Source organism: Mycobacterium sp. (assembly GCF_044370595.1).
Lineage (GTDB): Bacteria > Actinomycetota > Actinomycetes > Mycobacteriales > Mycobacteriaceae > Mycobacterium.
In genome coordinates this window covers 1-19,791 of sequence record NZ_JBILVF010000021.1, presented here as the reverse complement: position 1 = coordinate 19,791, position 19,791 = coordinate 1, and the positions used below count along the sequence as shown (strand labels likewise).

Annotated in this window: 22 protein-coding genes; 3 read left to right on the top strand and 19 right to left on the bottom strand. The window is 68.0% G+C overall.

Annotated features, from left to right (window positions below; translation table 11 throughout):
* Positions 1–96 precede the first annotated feature (96 nt).
* From dprA to rplS, 7 genes are all read right to left on the bottom strand, one after another.
* Positions 97–1,239: a DNA-processing protein DprA gene (gene dprA, locus ADBZ5N_RS05130; RefSeq protein WP_526256404.1), complete on the bottom strand. Its 1,143-nt coding sequence runs from the start codon at positions 1,237–1,239 to the stop codon at positions 97–99.
* Positions 1,236–2,747 carry a YifB family Mg chelatase-like AAA ATPase gene (locus ADBZ5N_RS05125; RefSeq protein WP_526256403.1) on the bottom strand — a complete coding sequence of 504 codons (1,512 nt, stop codon included), beginning with the start codon at positions 2,745–2,747 and terminating at the stop codon, positions 1,236–1,238. Before ADBZ5N_RS05125 ends, dprA begins: the two co-directional genes overlap by 4 nt.
* Entirely contained in the window at positions 2,747–3,109 is a 363-nt protein-coding gene (locus ADBZ5N_RS05120) for a YraN family protein (protein ID WP_526256402.1), read from the bottom strand. Before ADBZ5N_RS05120 ends, ADBZ5N_RS05125 begins: the two co-directional genes overlap by 1 nt.
* A 172-nt stretch (positions 3,110–3,281) precedes the next feature.
* Positions 3,282–3,587, bottom strand: coding sequence for a DUF2469 family protein (locus ADBZ5N_RS05115; protein ID WP_526252249.1), 306 nt, complete (start codon positions 3,585–3,587; stop codon positions 3,282–3,284).
* Positions 3,587–4,360, bottom strand: coding sequence for a ribonuclease HII (locus tag ADBZ5N_RS05110; RefSeq protein WP_526256401.1), 774 nt, complete (start codon positions 4,358–4,360; stop codon positions 3,587–3,589). Before ADBZ5N_RS05110 ends, ADBZ5N_RS05115 begins: the two co-directional genes overlap by 1 nt.
* Before the next feature lies 1 nt (position 4,361).
* Positions 4,362–5,177, bottom strand: a complete 816-nt coding sequence (gene lepB / locus ADBZ5N_RS05105) for a signal peptidase I (protein WP_526256400.1) — start codon at positions 5,175–5,177, stop codon at positions 4,362–4,364.
* A gap of 88 nt (positions 5,178–5,265) precedes the next feature.
* A complete protein-coding gene (gene rplS, locus ADBZ5N_RS05100) occupies positions 5,266–5,607 on the bottom strand; it encodes a 50S ribosomal protein L19 (RefSeq protein WP_526256399.1) in 342 nt (113 codons plus the stop codon).
* A gap of 275 nt (positions 5,608–5,882) precedes the next feature.
* Between rplS and ADBZ5N_RS05095 the strand changes: the two genes are divergently transcribed.
* Positions 5,883–6,773: a serine hydrolase gene (locus ADBZ5N_RS05095; RefSeq protein WP_526256398.1), complete on the top strand. Its 891-nt coding sequence runs from the start codon at positions 5,883–5,885 to the stop codon at positions 6,771–6,773.
* Positions 6,774–6,797: 24 nt separating this feature from the next.
* On the opposite strand, the gene trmD is transcribed toward ADBZ5N_RS05095, so the two are convergent.
* The 5 genes from trmD to ADBZ5N_RS05070 all read right to left on the bottom strand — a co-directional run bounded on the left by trmD (position 6,798) and on the right by ADBZ5N_RS05070 (position 9,448).
* Positions 6,798–7,475: a tRNA (guanosine(37)-N1)-methyltransferase TrmD gene (trmD, locus tag ADBZ5N_RS05090; protein ID WP_526256397.1), complete on the bottom strand. Its 678-nt coding sequence runs from the start codon at positions 7,473–7,475 to the stop codon at positions 6,798–6,800.
* Positions 7,475–8,005 carry a ribosome maturation factor RimM gene (rimM, locus tag ADBZ5N_RS05085; RefSeq protein ID WP_526256396.1) on the bottom strand — a complete coding sequence of 177 codons (531 nt, stop codon included), beginning with the start codon at positions 8,003–8,005 and terminating at the stop codon, positions 7,475–7,477. Before rimM ends, trmD begins: the two co-directional genes overlap by 1 nt.
* Positions 8,006–8,031: 26 nt before the next feature.
* A complete protein-coding gene (locus tag ADBZ5N_RS05080; RefSeq protein ID WP_099040063.1) occupies positions 8,032–8,274 on the bottom strand; it encodes an RNA-binding protein in 243 nt (80 codons plus the stop codon).
* A complete protein-coding gene (gene rpsP, locus ADBZ5N_RS05075) occupies positions 8,271–8,867 on the bottom strand; it encodes a 30S ribosomal protein S16 (RefSeq protein ID WP_526256395.1) in 597 nt (198 codons plus the stop codon). Before rpsP ends, ADBZ5N_RS05080 begins: the two co-directional genes overlap by 4 nt.
* A 125-nt stretch (positions 8,868–8,992) precedes the next feature.
* On the bottom strand, positions 8,993–9,448 hold the full coding sequence (locus ADBZ5N_RS05070) for a nuclear transport factor 2 family protein (RefSeq protein WP_526256394.1): 456 nt from the start codon (positions 9,446–9,448) through the stop codon (positions 8,993–8,995).
* Positions 9,449–9,510: 62 nt separating this feature from the next.
* Between ADBZ5N_RS05070 and ADBZ5N_RS05065 the strand changes: the two genes are divergently transcribed.
* Complete coding sequence (locus ADBZ5N_RS05065) at positions 9,511–10,398, top strand: D-alanyl-D-alanine carboxypeptidase family protein (RefSeq protein WP_526256393.1); 888 nt, start codon at positions 9,511–9,513, stop codon at positions 10,396–10,398.
* Between the two features lie 147 nt (positions 10,399–10,545).
* Here the strand turns inward: ADBZ5N_RS05065 and ADBZ5N_RS05060 are convergent, their stop codons facing one another.
* On the bottom strand, positions 10,546–11,187 hold the full coding sequence (locus ADBZ5N_RS05060; protein ID WP_526256392.1) for a DUF1942 domain-containing protein: 642 nt from the start codon (positions 11,185–11,187) through the stop codon (positions 10,546–10,548).
* A gap of 251 nt (positions 11,188–11,438) precedes the next feature.
* Between ADBZ5N_RS05060 and ADBZ5N_RS05055 the strand changes: the two genes are divergently transcribed.
* Entirely contained in the window at positions 11,439–12,239 is an 801-nt protein-coding gene (locus ADBZ5N_RS05055; protein WP_526256424.1) for a D-alanyl-D-alanine carboxypeptidase family protein, read from the top strand.
* A gap of 89 nt (positions 12,240–12,328) precedes the next feature.
* Here the strand turns inward: ADBZ5N_RS05055 and ADBZ5N_RS05050 are convergent, their stop codons facing one another.
* From ADBZ5N_RS05050 to ADBZ5N_RS05025, 6 genes are all read right to left on the bottom strand, one after another.
* Complete coding sequence (locus ADBZ5N_RS05050; RefSeq protein WP_526256423.1) at positions 12,329–13,408, bottom strand: amidohydrolase family protein; 1,080 nt, start codon at positions 13,406–13,408, stop codon at positions 12,329–12,331.
* A gap of 6 nt (positions 13,409–13,414) precedes the next feature.
* Entirely contained in the window at positions 13,415–14,986 is a 1,572-nt protein-coding gene (gene ffh, locus ADBZ5N_RS05045) for a signal recognition particle protein (protein WP_526256391.1), read from the bottom strand.
* A gap of 58 nt (positions 14,987–15,044) precedes the next feature.
* Positions 15,045–17,516: a [protein-PII] uridylyltransferase gene (locus tag ADBZ5N_RS05040; RefSeq protein ID WP_526256390.1), complete on the bottom strand. Its 2,472-nt coding sequence runs from the start codon at positions 17,514–17,516 to the stop codon at positions 15,045–15,047.
* Between the two features lie 18 nt (positions 17,517–17,534).
* Positions 17,535–17,873, bottom strand: coding sequence for a P-II family nitrogen regulator (locus tag ADBZ5N_RS05035; RefSeq protein ID WP_526256389.1), 339 nt, complete (start codon positions 17,871–17,873; stop codon positions 17,535–17,537).
* Positions 17,874–17,877: 4 nt separating this feature from the next.
* Positions 17,878–19,269: an ammonium transporter gene (locus ADBZ5N_RS05030; protein WP_526256388.1), complete on the bottom strand. Its 1,392-nt coding sequence runs from the start codon at positions 19,267–19,269 to the stop codon at positions 17,878–17,880.
* A 187-nt stretch (positions 19,270–19,456) separates the two neighbouring features.
* A partial coding sequence (locus ADBZ5N_RS05025) for a magnesium transporter (RefSeq protein WP_526256387.1) occupies positions 19,457–19,791 on the bottom strand: 335 nt, incomplete at its 5' end.

Below are 19,791 nucleotides of genomic sequence, written 5' to 3'. Positions count from 1 at the left end.
CCACAGGACCGACCGAGAGCAGCGACTCCAGTGTCGAAGCGCTGACGTCCAGTATACCCTACCCCCTATGGTATATACCTGCGACTGCGCAGGGCGCTAGCCCGGCGCGGGCCGGCCAAGGACGATGCGCCACCTCCCCTCGTGCCGCTGCACCAAGCCGGACAGTTCCAGCATGGCGAGTCGGCCGAGCACCTGGGCCGCGGGCAGCCCCGCGGCAAGCGCGATCTGGTCCGGAGTCCTGGCGCCCCGGGCCGGCATGGCCTCGTAGACCAGCCGCTCGCCATCACCGAGATCGTCGAGGATGCCCACCGGACCCGATGTCTCCTCGGCTAGTTCGCCGACACTGCCGACCAGTTCGACCACTTCCTCAGCTCGGGTGATCAGTTCCGCTCCGGCCCGCAGTAGGGCATGGCAGCCGAGGGAGGTCGCCGAGGTCACCGGCCCCGGCACCGCCCCCACCACCCGCCCCAGTGAGCGCGCCCATGCCGCGGTGCTGGCGGTTCCGCTGCGGATGCCGGCCTCGACGACGACGGTCGCACCGGACAGCGCGGCGACCAACCGGTTGCGGGTCAGGAAACGATGCCGGGCCGGACGCACTCCGGGTGGATACTCGCTGATGAGCAGACCCTGCCGGGCGATGCGGTGCAGCAGCGCGGAGTGCCCCGCCGGATACAACACATCCACTCCCCCGGCCAACACCGCCGCGGTGGCGCCTTCGGCGGCCAGCGCCGCACGGTGGGCCGCCCCGTCAATGCCATACGCTCCGCCCGATACGACGGCCACATCATGCTCGGCCAAGCCTGCGGACAGATCAGCTGCGACGTGCTCACCGTAGGCGGTGCAGGCCCGGGTGCCGACGATAGCGGCAGCACGTCCTGATACCTGGTCGAGGCGCAACGGGCCGATCACCCATAACGCCAGCGGGGCACGGCCCTGTGGCTTGTCCCGGAGCGGCACCCCGGCAAACGATGCCAGAGCCAGAACCGGCCACTCGTCATCGCCGGGTGTGACCAGTCGCCCACCCCGCTGCTCGAGCAATTTCAGATCCGCAGCAGCACAGTCCATCTCACGCCGCGCCTCGGTGCGCTCAGCCAGTGAGCGGTCTACTTCAGCCCGGCGGACCCGCTCCGCGGCTTCCACCGGCCCGACACGGCGGATCAATTCGGCCAAGCCGGGACAGGGCGCCTCGGCAACGCGGGAGAGATAGGCCCAGGCAAGGCTTTCGGCAGTGGGCTTCACGGCTTGATCTCCGACTGCCGAAAACTCAGCGCTATGGACACATCATCGGGGCTGGGACTGGTCCGCCCGGATAGATCGGCCAATGTCCAGGCAACCCGCATCAATCGGTGCGCGCCACGGATGCTGAGCAGACCGCGATCCAGTGCCTTCCGCAGCGGTGCCATCGCGGCGGCCCTCGGACGAAATCCCATGCGCAGTACCGTGCCGCTGACCTCAGCATTGGTCGTGAATCCGTACGAACGCCAACGGTCCGCCGCCGCCGCCCGAGCCTGCCCAACCCTGGCACGAACGGCGGCGCTGCTCTCGGACTGCTCGGGGCTAAACGCCCCGGCCCGAACCATGTGCATCGGTACCCGCAGATCCACCCGGTCCACCAGTGGGCCGGACAGCTTGGCCTGGTAGCGGCGCCTCTGCATCGGGGTACAGATGCAGTCCTTGGCGTCGGCGGGGGCACACGGGCACGGATTGGCGGCAAGGACCAGCAGAAAACGAGCAGGGTAAGCCACGACACCGTCTTTGCGGGCAAGCCGAATCTCGCCGTCCTCCAACGGGGTTCGCAGTGCCTCCAACACGCTGGGTTGGATTTCGGCGCACTCGTCGAGAAACAGCACACCGCGATGGGCCTGACTGATGGCACCCGGCCTGGCCAGCCCCGAGCCGCCGCCGACCAGGGCCGCCACGCTGGCAGAGTGGTGTGGGGCGACGAACGGCGGGCGGGTGATCAGCGGCATCTCCTCCAAGAGCAGACCCGCGACGGAGTGGACCGCCGTGACCTCCAGGGCTTCACTGGGTGTCAGATCGGGCAGCAGCCCCGGAAGCCGTTGCGCCAGCATCGTTTTGCCCACCCCGGGCGGCCCGGTCAGCATCAGATGATGCGCACCGGCGGCGGCCACCTCGACGGCGAACCGTGCCTGCGTCTGCCCGACCACATCGGCAAGGTCAGCGACCGGTTCTGCTTCCGGAGTGGGCTTTTGCACCCGCCCGTCCAGACCGGTGGCAGTGTCGAGCCACTGGCAGAGTTGGCGGAGGGTCCGCACCCCGTAGACCTCGATGCCGTCGACCAGGCTCGCTTCGGCGAGGTTGCCGACCGGAACCACGATGGCCGGCCAGCCCTGCCTCTTGGCGGCCAACACTGCCGGCAGCACGCCCTGCACCGGCCTGATCCGCCCGTCGAGGGCCAACTCCCCCAGCAGCACCGCCTTCTCCAGGCGGTGCCAGGGCTGCTTGCGGGCCGCCGAGAGGACCGCGCTGGCCAGTGCGATGTCATAGAGGGAGCCGGTTTTGGGCAAGGTGGCCGGCGACAGCGCCAGGGTCAATCGGGACATCGGCCAGGTGTGGCAGGAGTTGGTGATGGCGGCACGGACCCGATCGCGGGATTCCTGCAGTGCGGCGTCGGGCAATCCGACCAGGTGGAAGCCGGGCAGCCCGGCGGTGATGTCGGCCTCGATCTCCACGATCTGACCGTCCAGGCCACGTACCGCGACCGAGAACGCCCGCCCGAGGGCCATCAGCCCACGCCCTGCAGGTGCGTCACCACGGGTGCACGGCGAAGGCCCACCCGCACCCCGACGACGTCGATGCGCAGACCGCGCCAGCTGGTGTCCTGGCCGGCCAGCCAAATCCCGGCCAGTCGGCGGACGCGTCGCAGTTTCCGCGGGGTGACCGCCTCCTCGAGTCCGCCGAAACCCTCCCCGGTACGGGTTTTGACCTCTACGAAGACCACGGTGCCGTGGTCATCGGCGATGACGTCGAGTTCGCCGTACCGGCAGCGCCAGTTACGTTGCACAATCTGCAAGCCCAGAGTGCGCAGATGATCGACGGCCAGCTGCTCGCCGAGCGCCCCGAGTTCCTGTCGGCTGAATGTCGTCACGGAGCCAGGATGGGCGAAGAGGCCGACGGAAACCGGCGGGCGCCGACCCAGAGCCGAGGGTTATCCACAGCGGACCGGCCATCCACAGCCTGCCGGCACGGGGCACTCTGGGCGCATTACTCGGGGCGCATTACTCGGGGCGCATTACTCGGGGCGCGTCACTCGGGGCGCGTCACTCGGGCAGTCGCAACTCCGGCTTCTCGACCTCTTCGATGTTGACGTCTTTGAAGGTGATCACCCGGACCTGCTTGACGAACCGAGCCGGGCGGTACATGTCCCACACCCAGGCATCGGCCAGCCGCAGCTCGAAGTACACCTCGCCCTCGGTGTTGCGCGGCACCAGTTCGACACTGTTGGCCAGGTAGAAACGGCGCTCGGTCTCGACCACGTAGCTGAACTGCCCGACGATGTCCTTGTACTCGCGGTACAGCGAGAGTTCCATCTCGGTTTCGTATTTCTCGAGATCCTCGGCACTCATCAGCTCAGCGGTCCTCTCGACGCCTCTGTTGGGTCCATCTTGTCGCACCCGCCGTCACCGTGGGCCACCCGAGCGAATTCAGCAACCAGTTCGCTGCCGCCGGCGCGGGTCACCCGCCGCACGTTGATGAACGACTGACGGTGCTGCCGGCAGGGACCGTTCTCGGCCAGCGCCGCGCTGTGCGCCGGGGTGCTGTAGCCCTTGTGCTCGGCGAATCCGTACCCCGGGTGCTCGGACTCCATTGCGATCATCAGGCGGTCGCGGCTCACCTTCGCCAGCACACTGGCGGCGGCGATACAGGCAGCCGCGGCGTCCCCGCCGACGACCGGAAGCGACGGCATCGGCAGGCCGGGCACCCGGAAGCCGTCGGAGAGTACGTATCCGGGGCGTACCGCCAGCCCGGCGACCGCCCGGCGCATCCCCTCGATGTTGGCCGCATGTACCCCGCGCCGATCCACCTCACCGGCCGGGATGTAGACCACGTGGTAGGCCAGTGCGTAGCGGCGGATCAGCGGGAACAACGCCGCGCGGGTCTTCTCGGTCAGCTTCTTGGAGTCGTCCAAGGCAGCCAGGCTATCGAACCGATTCGGGCCCAACACGCAGGCGGCGACCACCAGCGGGCCGGCACAGGCGCCGCGGCCCACTTCGTCTACACCCGCCACCGGGCCCAGACCGCTGCGGTAGAGGGCGGACTCCAGCGTCCGCAGTCCCGACGAACGCCGGATGACCGTGCGCGGCGGCCACGTCGCCGTGCCGGCTCTCCTGGCCGACACTTCAGCCCTGTTGCGGGTCGTACGACGAGACACCACCCCAGCGGCCCGGCGGCCAGGCAATGAACCGCGCCTTGCCGATGACGTTGTCCACCGGAACTGTTCCGGTGACCGGGTCGCCGGTGCAGATCAGACCCTTCTGCGCTTCGGCCGGCGTGCTGGTGCAGTGCGCCCGGGAATCCGCCGAGTGGGTGCGGTTGTCGCCCATCACCCACAGCCGGTCCTCGGGCACCTTGACCGGCCCGAACTCGTTGCCCAGACACGGATAGACCGCGGGATCGGCCATCATCGTGGCCGGATCGAGGTAGGGCTCCTTGAGCGGCTTGTTGTCGACAGTCAGGCCGGTGTCGGCGCGGCACTGCACGGTCTGGCCGCCAACCGCGATGATCCGCTTGACGAGGTCGTTCTGGTCCGGGGGGACGAAACCGATGAAGGAGAGGGTGTTCTGCACCCACCGCAGGGCGGTGTTGTCCGACCGGATCGACTTATAGCCGACGTTCCAGTTGGGCGGACCTTTGAAGACGATCACATCCCCGGGTCCGGGATCACCGAAGCGGTAGGTCACCTTGTCGACCATGATTCGGTCGCCCACGCAGCCTTTGCAGCCGTGCAGGGTCGGCTCCATCGACTCCGAGGGGATCAGATACGGCCGTGCCACGAAGGTAAGCATCACGTAGTAGAGCAGGACCGCCGTCCCCACCAGAATCGCGCCTTCACGCAGCGCAGAATGCTTTTTGCTTTCCGTCTCGGGTTTGGCGGGGGGGCCCTCAGGCGCAAGGTCCCCGGAAGTCGAATCGGCCGGGTCGGGGGTGACGGTCACGGGATCAGCGTAGCCATCCGCAGGCCGAAATCCCCGCTACGGACTCGATGTCGAAGCTCAGCGCTTCTCCGGACCCCCATGTCGAAGCTCAGCGCTTCTCCTTGATCTTGGCCTTCTTGCCCCGCAGCTCACGCAGGTAATACAGCTTCGCCCGCCGGACGTCGCCGCGGGTGACGAGCTCGATGTGGTCGATGTTGGGTGAGTGCACCGGGAAGGTCCGCTCAACGCCGACGCCGTAGCTTTCCTTGCGGACGGTGAACGTCTCCCGGATGCCGCCACCGGACCGACGCAGCACCACGCCCTTGAACACCTGGATGCGCTGCTTATTGCCCTCGATGACCTTGACGTGGACGTTGACGGTGTCACCAGGGCCGAAGGCAGGGATGTCGTCGCGCAGCGACGCCTGATCGACGAAGTCGAGAGTGTTCATCTCCTGGTGGTCCCTTGCGGTCGGGCTCCAGCGGCTGTCGGGCGCGTGGCCTGACGTCGCTGAGCTGGTGGTCAGAGATTGTCGCAGCAGGCGAAGGCCCGCGCGAACGACTACTCGATTGTGCCAGACCGCCCGCGGGGGGCGAAATCGCCCGGCTCAGCCCCCACAGGGGCGCGATCCGTCGGCGTGCACGGTCTGCGATTACCCTGATGCGGCCACGTCTTTCGGGGAAACCCTGCTGTACCTGGCGCGTTTTGCACCGACGAGGAGGGATCATGCGACCGCGATCCTCGAGGCTGCGCACCGGTGCGGCGGCGGCCTGCGTGATGGTTCTGGCGGCCGGGGCCTCGGCCGCGCTGCCAGCGTGCAGCAGCCACGACGCCGCAGCAGGTGGAACCGACTCGGCCCAGTTGGCGAACCCGGCCGCCCAGGACGACAAGCTCGAGACACTGGCCAAACGTGCTACCTCCGAGGCACGCAAACTCGGTGCCACCATCAGCCTGACACTGCTGGACCGCAGTACCGGGCGGCTGATCTCCGTCGGGGACCAGTCGCCCTTCCCGATCGCCTCGGTGGCCAAGCTGTTCATCGCCGACGACCTGCTGGCCCGAGCCGTGCGCCGCAAGGTCAGGCTCAGCGCCACCGACCGGCGGGAAATGGACGTCATGCTGCGCGCGTCCGCCGACGTGCCGGCCGGCGAGTTCTGGAAACGCGGTGGTGGCAACGCCATCATCAAACGGGTGGCGGACCGCTACAACCTGGGCAGCACGACCGTGCCCTACGACGGCGAATGGTGGAACACCATGAGCACCACGTCGAATGTGGTGCGCTACTACGAACTGCTGCTCAGCGGTGCCGGCGGCCTGCCCGCCCAGCAAGCCAATGCGATCCTGGGCGATCTGTCCGCATCGACCCCGATCGCCGCCGACGGCTACCCGCAGCGGTTCGGCATCCCCGATGGCCTGTACGCCGAACCGGTCGCCGTCAAACAGGGCTGGATGTGCTGCTGGGCACCCGACAAGCAGGTGCACCTGTCCACCGGCGTCGTGGGATCCGACCGCCGCTACGTGATCGCGGTGGCATCGATGCAATCGTCCGACGAGAAGACCGCCCGCAACACCCTGACCCGGATCGTGAAAACGATGTTCCCGGGCGGACGGGTGTAGCCGCTCGCCGGCAGCGAGACCACCTCAGGGCAGCAGGTCAGGTCGACGCTCACGGGTGCGCTGCAATGCCTGCTGCCGTCGCCACGCGGCGATCTTGGCGTGGTCACCGGACAGCAGAATCTCCGGCACCTGCAGGCCCCGCCAGACCGGCGGCCTGGTGTAGCTGGGGCCTTCCAGCAGGCCCTCGGAGTGTGAATCGTCCTGGTGGGAAAGCGGATTGCCGATCACGTCGGGCAGTAGGCGCACCACCGCCTCGATCATCACCAGCGTCGCAACCTCTCCCCCGGCCAGCACGTAGTCCCCCAAGGAGACCTCCTCGACCCGCATCCGGGTGGCGGCGTCGTCGGCGACTCGCTGGTCGATACCTTCGTACCGGCCGCAGGCGAAGACCAGATGGCGCTCTGATGTCCAGCGCTGAGCGTCAGCCTGGCCGAATAGCCGACCGGCCGGGGTCGGCACCACCAAAAGCGTTTCAGCAGTGCAGATCTCATCCAGCGCATCACCCCAGACGGGTGCCTTCATCACCATGCCGGGGCCGCCGCCGTAGGGTGCGTCGTCCACCGAATGGTGCACGTCATGTGTCCAGCGACGCAGGTCGTGCACGGCGAAATCGACAATCCCCGAACCGATTGCCTTCCCTGGCAGGGATTGCCGGACGGGCTGCAGGTAGTCGGGGAAAATCGTGATGACGTCGATGCGCATCACAGCGACTCCACGTCCAGCAGTCCGTCGGGAGGATCGATCTCGATGACACCAGCCTCCCGCGAGACCGAGGTCACAATCGCACTGACGAAGGGAACCAGCACCTCCCGACCTGCTGGATCACGCACCGACAGCAACTCCCCGGCCGCCGTGTGCAGCACCTCGGCCACCACACCGACCTGCTGACCGTCAACGGTGCGCACCGCGAGGCCCTCGAGTTCGTGGTCGTAAAACTCGTCGGGGTCGTCCAGGGGAGGAAGCTCAGCGGAGTCGACGACGAAGAGGTTGCCGCGCAACGCATCGGCGGCGGTCCGGTCACTGACGTCGACCAAGCGGACCAGCAGCCGGGCACCGTGCGGACGCGACGACTCCACCTCGACATCCCGGGTTGCGTGCGGACCGCGGGACGACTTGAGCCGCAATCGGTTGCCGCCGGCGAAACGCTCCTGTGGGTCGTCGGTGCGGACATCGACGACCAGTTCCCCGGTGATGCCGTGGGGCTTGATCACCCGACCGACCACCAGCTCCATGAGGGCTTGGCTCCTACCGTCGGCAGTTACTGGTCGGTGTCCACCACGTCGACGCGGATGCCGCGACCGCCGATGCCGGCGACCAGGGTCCGCAGCGCCGTGGCGGTGCGGCCACCACGGCCGATCACCTTGCCCAGGTCCTCGGGGTGCACATGCACCTCGACGGTACGGCCGCGTCGGCTGGTCACCATATCGACGCGGACGTCATCGGGGTTGTCGACGATCCCGCGCACCAAGTGCTCGACGGCGTCGACGACGACCGAGCTCATTCGGCAGCCGGCTCAGCGGACTCCGCCGAACCCTCGGCCTCGGGCTGCGGGGCCACCTCAGCGGCGGGCTCGGCCGCGGCTGCAGCCTCAGCGGCGGGTTCGGCCGGGGCCGCACCCTCAGCGGCCGGCTCAGCCTCAGCCGCACCCTCAGGGGCCGGCTCAGCCTCAGCCGCACCCTCAGGGGCCGCCTCGGCCTTCTTGGCCGGAGCCTTCTTCTTCTTCAACTGAACCGCTTCGCCGGTGGGGGCACCGTCGGCGGCGGCCAGGGCCGCGTTGAACAGTTCCAGCTTGGAGGGCTTGGGTTCCTTGACCTTCAAGGTGCCCTCCGCGCCCGGCAGGCCCTTGTACTTCTGCCAGTCACCGGTGATCTTGAGCAGCTTGAGGACAGGTTCGGTGGGCAGTGCGCCGACCGACAGCCAGTACTGGGCCCGCTCGGAGTCGACCTCGATCAGGCTCGGCTCCTCTTTGGGGTGGTAGCGGCCGATGATCTCGATGGCCCGTCCGTCGCGCCGGGTGCGGGCGTCGGCGACGGCGATGCGGTACTGGGGATTGCGGATCTTGCCAAGCCGGGTGAGCTTGATCTTGACAGCCATGTACGAATTACTCCTCTAGTCGCACGCTGCAATTCAGCAGTCACCGGCGGGATGCCGGAACCCGGTTTTGCCTCGCGTGGCCAGCGGCCGATTCTGCCAGATCGGGTGGCCCGGTCGTTAATCGGCTACACCAGTTTGTCCAGGCATTTGGTTTCCACTCGCCGCGTCATCCGCCAACCCTCAGGGGTGCGGACGAACTCGTCGTCGTACCACAGCGCGCAGAACAGGATCTGACTCCCCTGCCCCCCCGAGGCACTACGCTCCTGCCCGGCGGCGCCCGCGCTGAGTTGCATCGGGTTGAAGCACATCGTGCGCCCCGTAGCGGTGTCCCCAGCCAGTCTGATGTCGAAGTTACCGATCAGGTGGTAGTAGGCGGGGAAGTTGGGCAGCACCTCGGCCAGCCAGGCCTTCACCTGCGGGTAGGGCCCGTCGATGCCGCCCATCGCGCGGTAGTCGATGTAGGCGTCGGGGGTGAAGATCCGATCCAGGTCGGCGAAGCGGCGCTGGTCGATCGCCGTCGCGTAGTCGGTCAGAAGTTGCTGGATCTCCAGCCGATCAGAGATTTCCGCCAGGCTCAACATTCCCAAATTGAACACCGCCGATCTCGGCGGCGGCCACCGGTTAACGGTTAATCTGTTCGACCATGGGCAAGCTCTTTGCCGCGGTCGCGGCGTCCCTCATGCTGTTCACATCCGGCGCAGTTGGCGGCGTGGCCGCACCGGCCTTCGCTGAACCCAACGTGCAACCGGTCGGGTCGATGCCCATCCCCGACGGCCCGTCACCGGCCTGGATCATCGCCGATCTGAACTCCGGCCAGGTGCTGGCCGGACGCGACATGTACGGGGCCTACCCGCCCGCGAGCACAATCAAGGTGCTGCTGGCGCTTACCGCACTCGATGAGTTGGGCCTGGACACCACGGTGGTGGCCAGCCCGTACAACGCCCAGGTCGAATGCAATTGCGCCGGAATCAAAGCCGGCCAGACCTACACCGTGCGCCAACTCCTCGAGGGTCTGCTACTGGTGTCCGGCAACGACGCCGCCAACACCCTGGCCGACATGCTCGGCGGCTACGACATCGCCGTGGACAAGATGAACATCAAGGCGGCGTCGATCGGCGCCACCAACACCCACGCCACGTCGCCGTCCGGCCTGGACGGCCCGGGGGGATCCGGGTGGAGCACGCCGCACGACCTTGCGGCCATCTTCCGCGCTGCGATGGCCAACCCGGTGTTCGCCCAAATCACCGCCCAGCCGACGGCGATGTTCCCCACCCCCACCGGCGAGAAGCCGCTGATCAGCCAGAACGAACTGCTGGCGCGCTATCCCGGTGCGATCGGCGGCAAAACCGGCTATACCAATGCGGCCCGTAAGACCTTCATCGGCGCAGCCGAACGTAGCGGCCGCCGTCTGGTGGTCGCGATGATGTACGGCGTGGTCCGCGAGGGCGGACCGACCTACTGGGATCAAGCCGCCACGCTGTTGGACTGGGGATTCGCCCAGAATCCCGCGGCGGCCGTCGCCACGCTCTGACCCCGAGACTGACGGGACCCTCCAGCGTCGTTTACACGCTGGAGGGCACCGACGTCGCCGCTGGGGCCAAAGCCCGCCCTCATACCTCATAGGGGGAACGCGGTTGCTGCAAGCCCGATGAGTGCCGCGGCGGTCCTCAGATCCGACTCAGCGATTGAAGCCCGGCTCAGCCACCTCAGCCTCGGTGAGCTGGAACGGCGGCGGGGCCAGATCATTCGGCGTGGCCACGATGGCCGGATCCGACTCAGCGGGCATTGAACCCCCTGCAGCATCCGGAATCACCTGGGAGTTCTCCATTCCCGGCAGCGGCGGTGGCGGCGGTGGCGGCGGATCCGGCTTATCCCAGAAACCTTCCAGCGGCACCTCGCCCGGAATCCAGGCCAGGATGTCGCGGACGCCGTCATTCCAGACCACACTGTTGGGTTCCGGCCCGGTGACGTCGAAGTACAACCTGTTCATGTTCGAGGCGCCCGGGATCGCCGGGTAGAAGATGCCCTTGGTGGTGCGGGCGCCGAACCGCTCGATCATCGGATTGGTGTTGGTGCCAAAACCATCGACCCACAGGTTGGCCGCGAACAGCTTCCCCCGGTGCGGGACCGGGTCGTTGCTCGGACCGAAGTCGTCGACGACATACCCGATATACGGGAAGCCGTTCGGTCCGTTCAGACGCTCCTGCTCCCCGAACACCTTGATGTTGTCGGCCGCCGACGCCGGCGGGGCGATACCCACTCCCGCGCCGAGCGTGATCGCGACGGCGGCGGCAGCCGCGGCTAATTTGGTCCTTTTCACTGTGGCCCCTCGCTTGACGATTGGTCTTTAGGCGGATCCTACTGGTTGCCGGGTCCACATCGCCTGTCATACCCGCCGATTCCCGCCCGCGGGGTGTCGCGAAACAGGTCGCGACGCATCACCGGGAGTCGCCGCGACCAAGCCGGGACCAAACAGGGACCACTCCGAGGCCCAACCGCCGTCGGGCCCAAGTAGCGTCGGCGACCGTGTCCTCACAGTGGTATCGGCGGGCGGCCGCCGCAGCAGCCACGATGGCAGTGCTGACCGCCGTCGCACCGCCGATCGCCGGGGCCGACCCGAGTCAGCTCGCCGGCGCCAGCGCACCGACCGGTCCGGCACCTGCCTGGCTGGTCGCGGACATGGTCAGCGGTCGCATGCTCGGCGGCCGGGACGCCTACGGCCAGTACGCTCCGGCTTCCACCATCAAGGCGCTGCTGGCCATGGTGGTGTTCGATCAGCTGCCGATGGACGCCGCAGCCACGGCGACGTCAGCCCAGACTGACGTGGAATGCTCCTGCGTGGGGCTGGTGCCAGGGCAGGTCTACACCGCCCGCCAACTGCTCGATGCCTTGATGATGGTGTCAGGCAACGACGCCGCCAACATGCTTGCCGACATGGTCGGCGGCACCCCGGCCGCGATCGCGAAAATGAACGCGAAAGCCCAGCAGGTCGGGGCCGTCAGCACCCGCGCCGGTTCACCCTCGGGACTCGACGGGCCCGGCTGGGAGTCGGTGAGCACCCCGCATGACCTGGCGGTGATCTACCGCGCGGCGTTGAACTACCCGATGTTCGCCCAGATCCTGCACCAGTCCACCGCGGCGTTCCCGGACGGCAACGGCGGGTTCGAGCAGATCGCCAGCCACGACCCCCTGTTGACGAGTTATCCGGGGTTCATCGGCGGCAAGACCGGCTATACCAACCTGGCCAAAGAAACCTATGTGGCAGTCGCCCAGCGCAACGGGAAGCTGCTGGTGGCGGTGATGATGTACGGCAGCGAGGAGTTGTGGGACCAGGGCCGGGCGCTGCTGGACTGGGGCTTCAGCCAGACCTAAGCGGCGCGGTCGGCCCGAGGCGCCTCGGCCTCCACCGACTGTGCGCCCAGCGCGGTTCCAGGAGGCGTTTTCTTCGCCCAAGCGCACGCTCAAGACGGCTGATCGCCGGAGTAGACCCGGCCCCGCAGGATGATCCGGTCCGGACTGGCCAGCACCTGCGGTCCGGTCCGCGGGTCGGTGGCGAAGCACAGCAGATCCGCGGAGGCACCGTCGGCCAGGGCGGGCCGGCCCAACCAGTCGCGGGCATCCCAGCACGCCGCGCCCACCGCCGCGGTGGGTGTCATCCCGATGCCCTTGAGGGCCTCAACCTCCTGCGCGATCAGCCCGTGCGGGATGTTTCCGCCCGCATCGCTGCCCGCGTAGATCGGCACACCGGCCTCCCGGGCCGCCCCAATCCGCTGCCCAGACCGGGCGTGCAACTCACGCATGTGAGCGGCGTAGACCGGGAATCGTGTTGCCGCGTCGGCGAATACGCCGAAGTTCTCGATGTTGATCAGGGTGGGCACCAGCGCGGTCCCGCGCTCGGCCATCATCGCGACGGTCTCAGCGGTCAGACCAGTGCCGTGTTCGATGCAGTCGATCCCGGAGGCGATCAGGCCGGGCAGGGCGTCTTCGCCGAACACATGCGCAGTCACCCGGGCGCCGTGGGTGTGAGCGGCCGCGACCGCCGCGGCCAGCACCTCATCAGACCACAGTGGCGCGAGGTCGCCCACTGACCGGTCGATCCAGTCGCCGACGAGTTTGACCCACCCGTCGCCGCGGCGGGCCTGCTCGGCGACCGCTTCGGGCAGTTGCCATTCATCATCCAGTTCCAGGGCATAGCCCGGCAGGTAGCGCTTCGGTCGGGCCAGATGCCTTCCGGCCCTGATGATGTGGGGCAGATCGTAGTGACCGTCGAGGCTGCGGGTGTCGATCGGCGAGCCGCAGTCGCGCAGCAGTAGCGCCCCGGCGTCGCGATCACTGCGGGCCTGAGTGATCGCTTCGTCGAGTTCGACGGCCCCGTGCGGGCCGAGCCCGACGTGACAGTGCGCATCGACGAGGCCGGGGATGATCCAGCCGCCGTCCCACACGGTCTGGGCGCCGCGGACCGGTTCGGCGCGCAGAATCCCGTCGGCGATCCACCACTGCACCGGTTCGCCGTCGGGCAGACCGCGGCCGCGAACGTGCAGCACGTGTTATCGCTGGCCGGGGAACTTCAGCTTGGACAGGTCGATACCGGCCAGGCCCGGCGGCAGTTCGTTGAGGCCCTGCGGCATCTGGGACAGATCCGGAAAGCCGCCGGGCAGGTCGCCCATGCCGGCGCCCATCAGCGGGTTGCGCACCTTCGCCGGCGTCGGGCCCCGGCCTTTGCCCTTACCCTTCTTCTTGTTCTTGGCGTTGGCGCGTTTGGAGGACCGCCGGCCGAAACCCATACCCATGGCACCGGCCATCTGCGACATCATCTTTCGCGCCTCGAAGAACCGGTCGACGAGTTGGTTGACCTCCGAGACGGTCACCCCCGAGCCGTTGGCGATGCGTAGTCGACGCGAGGCGTTGATGATCTTCGGCTCGGCCCGTTCCTCCGGGGTCATCCCGCGGATGATGGCCTGCAGCCGGTCCAGGTGGCTGTCATCGACGGCGGCCAGGGCGTCCTTCATTCCGGCAGCTCCGGGAAGCATGCCCAGCAGGTTGCCGATCGGCCCCATCTTGCGGATCATCAGCATCTGCTCGAGGAAGTCTTCCAGCGTCAGTTCACCGGAGCCGATCTTGGCTGCGGCTTCTTCGGCCTTCTGCGCGTCGAAGACTTGTTCGGCCTGTTCGATCAGCGAGAGCACGTCGCCCATGCCCAGGATCCGGCTGGCCATCCGGTCGGGGTGGAAGACATCGAAGTCGTCGAGCTTCTCCCCGGTGGAGGCGAACAGGATCGGCACCCCGGTGATCTCGCGCACCGACAGCGCGGCACCGCCGCGGGCGTCGCCGTCGAGTTTGGTCAGCACCACGCCGGTGAACCCGACGCCCTGACCGAACGCCTCAGCGGTGGCAACCGCGTCCTGACCGATCATCGCGTCCAGGACGAACAGCGTCTCGTCGGGCTGGACGGCGTCCCGGATGGCGGCGGCCTGTGCCATCAGGACGTCGTCGATGCCGAGTCGGCCGGCGGTGTCGATGATGACGACGTCGAAGTATTTGGATCGGGCCTCGGCCAGGCCCGCCGCGGCGACGGCCACCGGGTCGCCGGGCCCGGTGCCTTCGGACTCCATCGACTCGACGGAGGTGCCCGGGTGCGGGGCGAAGACGCTGACGCCGGCCCGCTGACCGACGACCTGCAGCTGGGTCACCGCGCCGGGGCGCTGCAGGTCGCAGGCCACCAGCAGCGGCGTGTGGCCCTGGTCACTCAGCCACTTGGCCAGCTTGCCGGCCAGGGTGGTCTTACCGGCGCCTTGCAGGCCGGCCAGCATGATCACGGTCGGCGGAGTCTTGGCGAAGGCCAGCTGCCGGGTTTCGCCGCCGAGGATGCCGATAAGTTCGTCGTTGACGACCTTGACGACCTGCTGGGCGGGGTTGAGCGCCCCAGACACCTCGGCTCCGCGGGCGCGTTCTTTGACACGGCCGATGAACGCCCGGACCACCGGCAGCGAGACGTCGGCCTCCAGCAGTGCCAGGCGGATCTCCCGAGCGGTGGCGTCGATGTCGGCGTCGGTGAGCCGGCCTTTGCCGCGCAGACCGGAGAGCGCACTGGTCAACCGGTCGGAGAGGGATTCGAACACGTGGCAAGCCTAGCCGGAATGACGGCGCCGCCGGGCAAACCGGCGGGCACCGCTGAAATCAGCCGGCTTCTACGGCAGGCCGGGGCGGCGGGGTGGGCAGCGCCGCGTACAGCTCACATTCCAGCGCCTCCCGGGCATGCCCGGAGGCCGGCGCGGCGATGGCGAACACGTCGATCACCGAGGAGCCGAGGGTGGTGATCTTGGCCCATTCGATGTCGACTCCGGAGCGTTCGAACACCGCGGTCAGCACTGCCAACAGGCCGGTGCGGTCGGTGGCGCGGACCTCTACGAGTTGCATACCGCCGTCCGGGTCGGGTTCGTGCCAGAGAATCCGCGGCGGGGCCGGGACAGCCGCGGGCACCGCCAGTTTCGGAAGTCCGGCACGATCGGTGCCGGCGGAGTCGCGGTCGCTTTTCTGCAGCGAGGCGATGACGTCGCAGTGGCCGTCGAGGGCCAGGGCGAACTGCTGGCGGAGTAGTTCGACGGCCGGCGGGGACCCGAAGTGCGGCGACACCAGGAAGGTGTTGATGGCCGCGGGGTGTCCGTCGAGCGCGGCGCTGTTCACCGATGCCGAGTGCACGCTGAGCCCGTTGAGCGCCAACACACCGGCCGCCTTGGAGAGCAGGCCACGTCGGTCGGGGGCGATCATGGTGACCGAGTAGGTGTGGGGTGAGGGGCCGGGTGCCATCTCCACGTGGACGGCACCGTCGCGGGCGAGCGAAAGATGCTCGGCCGGAACAGGTTCGGGATGCGGCTCAGGCTCACCGGCCATCCGGGTGCGGGCACGGCGGACAAGTTCGCCGATGAGGGTGGCTTTCCAGTCGCCCCAGACCCCCGGGCCGGTGGCCAGCGAATCGGCCTCGGCCAGAGCATAGAGCAGTTCCAGCAGCACCGAATCGCCCTCGAGGGCCTCGACGACCGCGGCGATGGTCGCGGGGTCCTTCAAATCCCGTCGGGTTGCCACTGTCGGCAGCAGCAGGTGGTGGCGCACCACCGCCGCGAGCAGCCTGATGTCCGAGGGCCACAGCCCCAGCCGCTCCCCCACCCGGGTGGCCAGTTCAGCCCCGATCAGACTGTGGTCACCGCCACGGCCCTTGCCCAGGTCGTGCAGCAGCGCACCCAACATCAGCAGATCCGGACGCGAGACACGAGTACTCAATGCGCTTGCGCACGTGACTGTTTCGACCAGATGCCGGTCGACGGTCCAGATGTGGACCGCATCCCGGGGCGGCAGGTCGCGCACCACGCCCCACTCCGGGAAGATCCGGCCCCACAGGCCGGTGCGGTCCAGAGCCTCGATCGTGGTCACCGTGGCCGGACCGGCCGACAGCAGCACGAGAAGGTTTTCCAACGCTTCCCGCGGCCAGGGCGCACGCAACTCCGGGGCGGTGTCGGCCAGCCGTCCCAACGTCGAGGAGGCGATCGGCAGACCGGTTGTGGCCGAGGCGGCGGCCACCCGCAGGGTCAGACTCGGGTCGCGCTGGGGTCTGGCGTCGCGGGCCAGAATCACCTCGCCGCCGAACTCCACGACACCCTCGTCCAGCGGGCGGCGCACCGGTCTGCGCAACGCCGACAGGCCGCGGCGCGGCAGCGCATTGGCGGCGGTGCGCACTCCGGCGTCGACGTAGTAGCTGACGGTCCGGGCGGCGTCGGAGAGCGCCCGGGCCAGATCGAAACGGTCACCGATGCGCAGCGCCGCTCCGATCTCGTCGGCGTACTGCGCCAACAGTTGATCGCGTCCGCGACGCGACGCCCGGTGCAGTTCGGTCCGGACGTTGACCAGCGTCAGGTGGGCCGCGCTGAGCGACCCGGCCGGCGAGTCCGGAGCCGGGCTGGGATAAACATCGGCGAGTTGGGCGAAAGCCAACGCGTTGAGCAGTTGGACGTCGCGAAGACCGCCCATCCCGGATTTGAGGTCCGGTTCGGCCCGGTGCGCGATCTGTCCGGCGCGCTGCCAGCGGGCCCTGGTCTGCTCGACCAATTCGTCGAAGCGCCCCGCGATTCCCGCCCGCCACTGCCGACGCGCACCGCCGGTCAAGCGGGCCGACAGATCCTCATCGCCGGCGATGAACCGGCTCTCCAGCATCGCCAGGCCGGCGGACATGTCAGCACCGGCCACCTGGAGTGCTTCGGACACGGTCCGCACACTGTGATCCAGCCGGATGTTGGCGTCCCACAGCGGGTACCACAGCAGTTCGGCAACCTGGCTCACCGTCTCGGCGGGCATGTTGTCGTGCAGCAGCATCAGATCCAGATCGGAGTAGGGCACCATCTCCCGGCGGCCCAGGCCGCCGGTGGCGACGATGGCGAACCCGCTGCCCTGATTGATCCCCAGTTCGGATGCCTTTGTGGTGAGCCACAGTTCGTGCAGATCCAGCAGCGCCTCGCGCAGCGCCGCCGCGTCGAGGCGACGTTGACCGCCGTCGAGCAACTGCCGGTGCGCGGCAGCCAGATCCTTGGCGTCATGCAGCGATCCCGCCGCTGGAGGTTTCCACCTCCAGCCGGCGGAATCGTCTGTCCGTCTAGTCATTGCGGATTCTCTGCATGTCTACAGCGCGTCGGAACCCCGCTCGCCGGTACGAACCCGGACGATGGTGTCCACCGGACTGACCCACACCTTCCCGTCACCGATCTTGCCGGTGCGGGCGGCGGCGACGATGACGTCGACCACCTTGTCGACGAAGGTGTCGTCGACGACGACCTCGACGCGGACCTTCGGTACGAAGTCGACGGCGTACTCGGCGCCGCGGTAGACCTCGGTGTGGCCCTTCTGACGGCCGTACCCCTGGACCTCGCTGACCGTCATGCCCAGGACACCGAGCTCTTCCAGGCCGGTCTTGACGTCTTCGAGTGTGAACGGCTTGATGATCGCGGTGATCAGCTTCATATCCCTATACCTCCACGCCTTGACGGGTAAAGACCGAGCTGCCACCGCCACCACCACCGGCGACGGCGAAGTCATACGCGGTCTCCGCGTGTTCAGACTCGTCGATCCCGGAGGCCTCGGCTTCACGGTCGAGCCGCAGTCCGATGGTGTGCTTCACGAGCAAGGCCAAGATAGCCGTAACGACCGCCGAGTAACCCAGCACTGCGAAGGCCCCGGCGGCCTGCCGCAGCAACTGGTCGACGCCGCCACCGTAGAACAGGCCGTTGACCGCTGCCGGAGCTTCCTCGGTGGCGACCAAACCGACCATCAGCGTGCCGACCAGCCCGCCGACCAGGTGGACACCGACGACGTCGAGGGAGTCGTCGAAGCCGAACCTGTACTTCAGCCCCACCGCCAGCGCACAGAGGATGCCTGCCACCGCGCCGATGGCCAGCGCTCCCAGCACGTTGACCGACGAGCACGCCGGGGTGATGGCCACCAGGCCGGCCACGATGCCCGAGGCCGCACCCAGCGAGGTGCCGTGACCATCGCGGATCCGCTCGGTGAGCAGCCAGCCCAGCATTGCCGCCGCCGTGGCGATCGTCGTGGTGACGAACGCAGTGCCGGCGATGCCGCCGGCGCCCACCGCCGAGCCGGCGTTGAACCCGTACCAGCCGAACCACAGCAGCCCCGCTCCGAGCATCACGAACGGCAGGTTGTGCGGCCGCATCGGGGTACCCGGCCAGCCCAGGCGCTTGCCCAGGATGAGGGCGAGCACCAGCGCGGCGATGCCGGCATTGATGTGCACCGCCGTTCCGCCGGCGAAGTCAATGGCTTTGAGCTTGTTGGCAATCCAGCCACCGGTCTCCGCCGTCACTCCGTCGAAGGCGAAGACCCAGTGCGCGACCGGGAAGTAGACGAAGGTCGCCCACAGTCCGGCGAACACCAGCCAGCCGCCGAACTTCAGCCGGTCGGCGACCGCGCCGGAGATCAGCGCCACGGTGATGATGGCGAACATCAGTTGGAATGCCACGAACACCGTTTGCGGGATTGTGCCGGCCAGTGGGATGGTCACCGCTTCCACCGCCTCGATACCGGCCACTGGATCGGCGATGACCTCAGCGACGGCATTGCCGCCGATGAGACCCTTGAGGCCGAAGTACTGGCCCGGGTCACCGAACAACCCGAACTTGTCGTTACCGAAGGCGATCGAGTACCCGTAGAGCACCCAGAGCACCGTCACCACGCCCATGGCGCTGATGCTCATCATGATCATGTTCAGCACGCCCCGGGCGCGCACCATACCGCCGTAGAAGAATGCCAGTCCCGGTGTCATCAGCAGCACAAGCGCGGCGCTGGCGAGCATCCACGCGGTGTCACCGGTGTCGGGCACTCCCATCACTGGGAATTGATCCACTCGAAGTTCCTCCTTGACGTCGCGGTCGATCGCCGACGACGCAGAAGGGACTTTGCGCAGCGGTTGTTTCGGGAGCCGCTCCGTGACGTTGCGCTGAGGTGAACGGATCGCGGTTCCAAGTTTCGGCGTTGTTACGTCCAGCGCCGTTGCCCGGCCCCGTCGTCGCGATCCGCAGACGTCGCGATCCCTAGATGTGCAGGATCGCTTTGGCGATCAGGAAGTAGATCAACAATCCGGTGGCATCGACGAACGTGGTGATGAACGGGTTGGAGAAGACCGCCGGGTCGGCCCGGATCGCCTTGGCAAGCAGCGGCATCATGCCGCCCACCGTGGCCGCCATCGTGCACACGCTCAGTAAGGTCAGGCCGATCACCAGTCCGATCGATCGGTCGAAGATAAGGCTGGTCAGGACATAGCCGACCGAGCCCAAGATCACGCCCAGACTCAGACCGACCTGGAACTCGCGGGCCATCACCCGGGCGATGTCGCGCGGGGCGACATCGCGCAGGGCCAGCGCACGGG